Source organism: Pseudomonas sp. PS01298 (assembly GCF_029959745.1).
Classification (GTDB): Bacteria; Pseudomonadota; Gammaproteobacteria; order Pseudomonadales; family Pseudomonadaceae; genus Aquipseudomonas; species Aquipseudomonas aylmerensis.
In genome coordinates, this window is sequence record NZ_JASCPP010000073.1 from 29851 (window position 1) to 35799 (window position 5949).

A 5949-nucleotide genomic window follows, 5' to 3' on the forward strand; every position below is an offset into this window, starting at 1 on the left:
AGTGGCGCAAAACCGGTATGTGCCTGGCGTTGGCGGCCGCTATTGGCCTGGTGGTGTATGCCGTCCAGGCTCCCGCCGACGCCCCCCAATACCTCACGGCTAGCGTCGAACGCGGCGATATCGAGAATGCCGTGTTGGCCACCGGCGTGCTTGAAGGCATCAAGCAGGTCGACGTCGGCGCCCAGGTTTCGGGCCAGTTGAAGTCGCTCAAGGTCAAGGTCGGCGAAAAGGTGAAAAAGGGCCAGTGGCTGGCCGAGATCGACCCGCTGATCCTGCAGAACACCCTGCGCAAGGCCCAGGTCGACGAAGAAAACCTGCAGGCCCAGCGCCGTGCCACGGCGGCCCAGCTCAAGCAGGCCAAGTCGGTGTATGAACGCTACAAGGGCCTGCAGGATGATGAGTCGGTGTCGCGACAGGATTTCGAAGACGCCGAGTCCACGTTCCAGGTGCAGCAGGCCAACCTGCTGTCCCTGGATGCGCAGATCAAGAGTGCGCATATCCAGATCGACACGGCCAAGGTCAACCTGGCCTACACGCGCATCGTCGCGCCCATCGACGGCGACGTGGTCGGCATCGTCACCCAGGAAGGCCAGACGGTCATTGCCAACCAGCTGGCGCCGGTGCTGCTCAAGCTGGCGGACCTGGACACCATGACCGTCAAGGCCCAGGTCTCGGAGGCCGATGTGATTCATATCAGCCCCGGCCAGCAGGTGTACTTCACCATCCTCGGCGAGGCCGACAAGCGCTACTACGCCAAGCTGCGCGGCACCGAGCCGGCGCCGCAGAACTTCCTCGAGACCCAGACCGCCGGCACCCCCAAGCAGAACACGGCGGTGTTCTATAACGCGCTGTTCGACGTGCCCAACCCTGACCATCGCCTGCGCATCGCCATGACCGCCCAGGTGCGCATCGTGCTCGACACCGCCAAGGCCGCGCTGATGGTGCCGGTGGCCGCGCTGGGCCCGCGCAACCCCGATGGCAGCTACCCGCTGCGGGTGCTCGACGCCAAGGGCAAGGCGCTGTCGCGGCAGGTGAAGACCGGTATCAACAACAACGTCAAGGTGCAGATCCTGGATGGCCTGGCCGAGGGCGATAAAGTCGTGATCGGCGATGCCTCGCCGGCCGTGGCGGGGAACTGAGCCATGACCCAGCCACTGTTGGAACTCAAGGGCATTACCCGCAGTTTTATCGCCGGCGAGCGTGAATTCATTGCGCTCAAGGGCATCGACCTGACCATCGAAGCCGGCGAGATGGTGGCGATCATCGGGGCCTCGGGCTCGGGCAAATCGACCCTGATGAACATCCTCGGCGGCCTCGATTACGCGACCGCCGGCAGTTACAGGATCAACGGCATCGAGACCCGCTCACTCGGCGATGAGCAACTGGCGGAACTGCGCCGCGACTACTTCGGCTTTATCTTCCAGCGCTACCATTTGCTTGCGCACCTGAGTGCCTTGCACAACGTGGAAATGCCGGCGATTTATGCCGGTACCGCGCAAACCCAGCGGCATACCCGCGCGGGGGAGTTGCTCGCACGGCTGGGCCTGGCCGGCCACACCAGCCACCGGCCCAGCCAGCTCTCCGGCGGGCAGCAGCAACGGGTGAGCATTGCCCGCGCCTTGATGAACGGCGGCGAAGTGATCCTCGCCGACGAGCCCACCGGGGCCCTCGACACCCACAGCGGCAAGGAGGTGATGCGTATCCTCGCCGAGCTGCACGCCGCCGGGCACACGGTGATTATCGTCACCCACGACCCCAAGGTGGCGGCGAATGCCCAGCGCATCGTCGAGGTCTGCGATGGCGAGATTGTCAGCGACAAGGCCAACCAGAGCAGCGGCCTGGAGCAGCCCGCGGAAGCGCCCATCGAGCCACGGCGCAGCGGTGCGCGGCGCCTGGTGGCGAGCCTGGGGTTGTTCAAGGAAGCTTTCAACATGGCGTGGGTCGCGCTGGTGTCCCATCGCATGCGCACGTTGCTGACCATGCTCGGCATTGTCATCGGCATCACCTCGGTGGTGTCGATCTCGGCCATCGGCGAAGGCGCCAAGCGCTATGTGCTCAAGGACATCCAGGCGATCGGCAGCAACACCATCGATATCTTTTCCGGCACCAGTTTTGGCGACAGTCGCGCGTCGGCCATCGAGACGCTGATGCCGTCGGATGTGGACGCGTTGAACCAGCTGTATTACGTCGACAGCGCGACCCCGGTGGTGGGCCGCAACCTGTTGCTGCGCTTTGGCAACATCGACCTGGATGCGCAGGTCAATGGCGTCAGTGATCGCTACTTCAAGGTCAAGGGCTTGAAGCTCGAGGCCGGGATCGCCTTCAGTGAAAGCGATGCACGGCGCCAGGCCCAGGTGGTGGTCATCGACCACAACACCCGCCAGCGCCTGTTCGGGCCAACTGTCGACCCGTTGGGCCAGGTGATCCTGGTGGGCAACCTGCCGTGCACGGTGATCGGTGTCACGGCCGAGAATAAAAACATGTTCGCCGCCAGCAAGGCGCTGAACGTCTGGGTGCCGTATGAAACCGCCGCGGGGCGGCTGCTGGGCCAGCGCCATCTGGACAGCATCACGGTGCGCATCAAGGACGGCCAGCCGAGCAAGGTGGTGGAGGAGAACGTCAACAAGCTCATGCTGCAACGCCACGGCACCAAGGATTTTTTCACCAACAACCTCGACAGCATCATGCAGACCGTGCAGAAAACCAGCCGCTCGCTGGCGTTGCTGCTGTCGTTGATTGCGGTGATTTCCCTGCTGGTAGGCGGAATCGGCGTGATGAATATCATGCTGGTGTCGGTCACCGAGCGCACTCGCGAAATCGGTATTCGCATGGCAGTGGGCGCGCGACAGTCGGACATTCGCCAGCAGTTCCTGGTGGAGGCGGTGATGGTGTGCCTGATCGGCGGGGTGATCGGGATCTCGCTGTCCTACGGGCTGGGCTTGCTGTTTTCGCTGTTTGTGAAGGAGTGGGAGATGGTGTTTTCGGTGGGCTCGATCGTCACCGCGTTTGCCTGTTCGACGCTGATTGGCATTGTGTTTGGCTTCGTGCCAGCAAGGAATGCGGCGCGGCTGGATCCGATCGAGGCGTTGGCGCGCGATTGAGTGCCCGAGGTCGAGGTGGACCTGTGGCGGGCAGGGCAAGCCTGCTCGCCACAGCGGGGGCTAAGGGGCTGTTTCATCCTTGGTGGCATACATCCACCGCAACAACGAGTGCCGCCCGCTGATCCCCAGCTTGATCGCCGCGCGTTTGAGGTAGCTTTCGATGGTGTTGACCTTCAACGCCAACTGCTCCGCCAGTTCCGGTGCCGTGCGCCCGGCCAGCAGGCCCACGCACACTTCCAGTTCACGGTTGGACAAGGTCAGCCCCGACTGCACCAGCCGTTCTTCGATGCGCCGGCGCAGGGTGTCGATGCCCTGGTTCTGCGCGGGCACCGGGTCGCTGTCCTGGCGGCACGGGTGGAGCGCGGTGATGTGTTTTTCGACCATGGGCAGCAGCAGCGTGGAGAAGTCCTGCAGCATGCTGCGTTCCTGCGGCGAAAAGCTTTCGGATTGGTGCGAGCGGTACACCGAGAGCACGTAGCGCACGTCGTTCTTGTGGCGGGTGAGGTGCAATTGTGCGGCCGGTTGTTCCACGCCCAGGGTCGCCACGGAGTCGGTATAGACCGGGCTGATCTGGCGACGGGTGTGGCCTTCGTGACTGACGCGCAGTTGGGTGATATGGGTGGCGTCCACTGCCAGTTGGGTGAGGATCAGGTCATGCAGCATGCGTGGGAAATGGCGACTGCCGGTGCTTGCGATGACCTTGCCTATATGTGGGAACAGGTGTGAGTTCATCAGTTCGTCCATGAGTTTCGGGTGCAGGACGTATGCTAGTACAGCCTGGCGGGGTGATGGGGATCCAATCCGCAAAAAGCCGCATTAAAACCCCTACAGCCCGCGTAAGCCCTATCTCACAGACTGCGACGCCAACACCGGCGGCCGGGGCAGGGCGCGGGTGCATTTGGCCAGGGCCTGCTGCACGTCCGCCAGCAGGTCGGCGACATCCTCCAGGCCGACCGACAGGCGCACCAGCCCTTCGCTGATGCCATGGTGCGCGCGCTGCTCGGGGGTGTAGGTGGAATGGGTCATGCTCGCCGGGTGCTGGGCCAGTGACTCGGCGTCGCCGAGGCTGACCGCGCGGGTGAACACCTTGAGCGCATTCATGAAACGCCGGCCGGTGTCGATCCCGCCCTTGAGCTCGAAGGCGATCATGCCGCCGGACATTTTCATTTGCTGCTGCGCCAGTGCGTATTGTGGGAAACAGCGCAGGCCCGGGTAGGTCACCGACTCCACGGCCGGGTGTGCCTGCAGGGCTTCGGCCAGCGCCTGGGCGTTACTGCAATGACGGTCCATGCGCAGGGCCAGGGTCTTGAGGCCGCGCATCAGCAGGGCCGCGTCCTGCGGCGACATCACCGCGCCGGTCAGGTCCTTGAGGCCTTGCAGGCGGATGCGCTGGGCCAGGGCCTGGCTGCTCACGGCGATACCGGCGGTGATATCGCCGTGGCCGCTGAGGTATTTGGTGGCCGAGTGCACGACCACGTCGGCGCCGAGGTCGAGCGGACGTTGCAGGTAGGGCGTGCAGTAGGTGTTGTCGACCACCACGGTGATATCACCATGTTGATGGGCGAGGGCGGCCACGGCGATGATATCCACCAGTTGCAGGTTGGGGTTGGCCGGGGTCTCGCAGTAGATCATGCGCGTGGCCGGGCTGATTGCCGCTTGCAGGGCGGCCAGGTCAGTCAGGTCGACGTGCCGCACCTTGATGCCGAACTCGCCGATGCCGTGGTGCAGCAGGGCGAAGGTGCAGCCGTAGACGGTCTGGCCGACGATCACCTCGTCACCGGGGCGCAGCAGGGTCCAGAACGTCGCGGCAATCGCGCCCATGCCCGAGCTGAAGGCCACTGCCGCCTCGCCGTTTTCCAGGCTGGCCATGCGCGCTTCCAGGAGTGCCAGGGTCGGGTTGGAAATACGCGTATAAAAGTGCCCGTTAGCTTCGCCGGCAAAACACGCGGCGCCGTATTCGACGGTGGGAAAGGCAAACGTCGCCGACAGATAAATGGGCGGGACAAGCGCGCCGTGGTGGTCCTTGGGGTCGTAGCCGTGGTGGATGGCGCGGGTAGAAAAGCCGAATGCATTGTGTTTATTGTTCATGTCGGACGCTCCTTATTTCCTACAATGCTATGCTCATAACCAAAGATGAACGTTGCAAAGTTTGCTGCCAAATCCTGTGTACCGGGATGAAAATCCGATAAAAACAACAATCAGAGGCAAGATATGCCCGTGAGTCTCGATCGTACCGACAAGGCCCTTTTAAACGCGCTGCAAGGCAATGCGCGCCTCACCGTAGCCGAACTGGCCGAGCGGGTGTCCCTCACCACCTCGCCCTGCTGGCGCCGCGTGCGCAACCTCGAAGAGAGCGGCGTGATCAGTGGTTACCAGGCGATCCTGTCACCCAAGGCACTGGGGTATGGCGTGACGGCGTTTGTCAGCATCATGATGGACAGCCACACCCAGGAAATTGCCCGCGCGTTTGAGCAGCGGCTGCTTGAAATCCCGGAAATCGTGGCGTGTCATAACGTGTCGGGGCGGTATGACTTTTTGCTTGAAGTGGTGGCCAGGGACCTTGAATCGTTCGGAGAGTTTGCGCGGGAGGTGTTGCAGACGCTGCCTTGTGTGAAGGAGATTTATTCGAGTTTTTCCTACAAGTCGGTGCGGGCGTTGCGGGTTATTCCGTTGCCGGGGTGACGGTCGGGTTTGCATTCTTTTATTTGGGTAACGGCTGCTATTGGTTCCGCCCTTACGGCGGGTCACTTTTGAACAGCGCAAAAGTAACCAAAACGCTCTTGCCCCAACACTCGGCACCTCGCCTAGGCTCGGTGTGCCCGTAATCCGACATTGATTTGGGGGGCCG

General features: G+C 62.9%; 5 protein-coding genes. 3 read left to right on the top strand and 2 right to left on the bottom strand.

The annotated features are described in order from the left end of the window. Positions 1–17: 17 nt before the first annotated feature. Both macA and QMX97_RS22045 read left to right on the top strand, forming a co-directional pair. Entirely contained in the window at positions 18–1139 is a 1122-nt protein-coding gene (gene macA / locus QMX97_RS22040; RefSeq protein ID WP_282397612.1) for a macrolide transporter subunit MacA, read from the top strand. A gap of 3 nt (positions 1140–1142) precedes the next feature. Further along, the gene (locus tag QMX97_RS22045) at positions 1143–3101 is read left to right on the top strand and encodes a MacB family efflux pump subunit (protein ID WP_282397609.1); all 1959 of its coding nucleotides are present in this window, start codon (positions 1143–1145) and stop codon (positions 3099–3101) included. Between the two features lie 60 nt (positions 3102–3161). On the opposite strand, the gene QMX97_RS22050 is transcribed toward QMX97_RS22045, so the two are convergent. Next, complete coding sequence (locus QMX97_RS22050; RefSeq protein WP_282397610.1) at positions 3162–3833, bottom strand: helix-turn-helix transcriptional regulator; 672 nt, start codon at positions 3831–3833, stop codon at positions 3162–3164. A gap of 111 nt (positions 3834–3944) precedes the next feature. Continuing rightward, on the bottom strand, positions 3945–5189 hold the full coding sequence (locus QMX97_RS22055; protein ID WP_282397611.1) for a methionine gamma-lyase: 1245 nt from the start codon (positions 5187–5189) through the stop codon (positions 3945–3947). A 123-nt stretch (positions 5190–5312) separates the two neighbouring features. On the opposite strand from QMX97_RS22055, the gene QMX97_RS22060 reads away from it, so the two are divergent. After that, a complete protein-coding gene (locus QMX97_RS22060) occupies positions 5313–5783 on the top strand; it encodes an Lrp/AsnC family transcriptional regulator (protein ID WP_065910374.1) in 471 nt (156 codons plus the stop codon). Positions 5784–5949: the final 166 nt, after the last annotated feature.

Excerpts from the sequence above, each read along its gene's own strand:
- macA (WP_282397612.1), top strand. The coding sequence starts at position 18 with ATGTGCCTGGCGTTGGCGGCCGCTATTGGCCTGGTGGTGTATGCCGTC.
- QMX97_RS22045 (WP_282397609.1), top strand. The coding sequence starts at position 1,143 with ATGACCCAGCCACTGTTGGAACTCAAGGGCATTACCCGCAGTTTTATC.
- QMX97_RS22055 (WP_282397611.1), bottom strand. The coding sequence starts at position 5,189 with ATGAACAATAAACACAATGCATTCGGCTTTTCTACCCGCGCCATCCAC.
- QMX97_RS22060 (WP_065910374.1), top strand. The coding sequence starts at position 5,313 with ATGCCCGTGAGTCTCGATCGTACCGACAAGGCCCTTTTAAACGCGCTG.
- QMX97_RS22050 (WP_282397610.1), bottom strand. The coding sequence starts at position 3,833 with ATGAACTCACACCTGTTCCCACATATAGGCAAGGTCATCGCAAGCACC.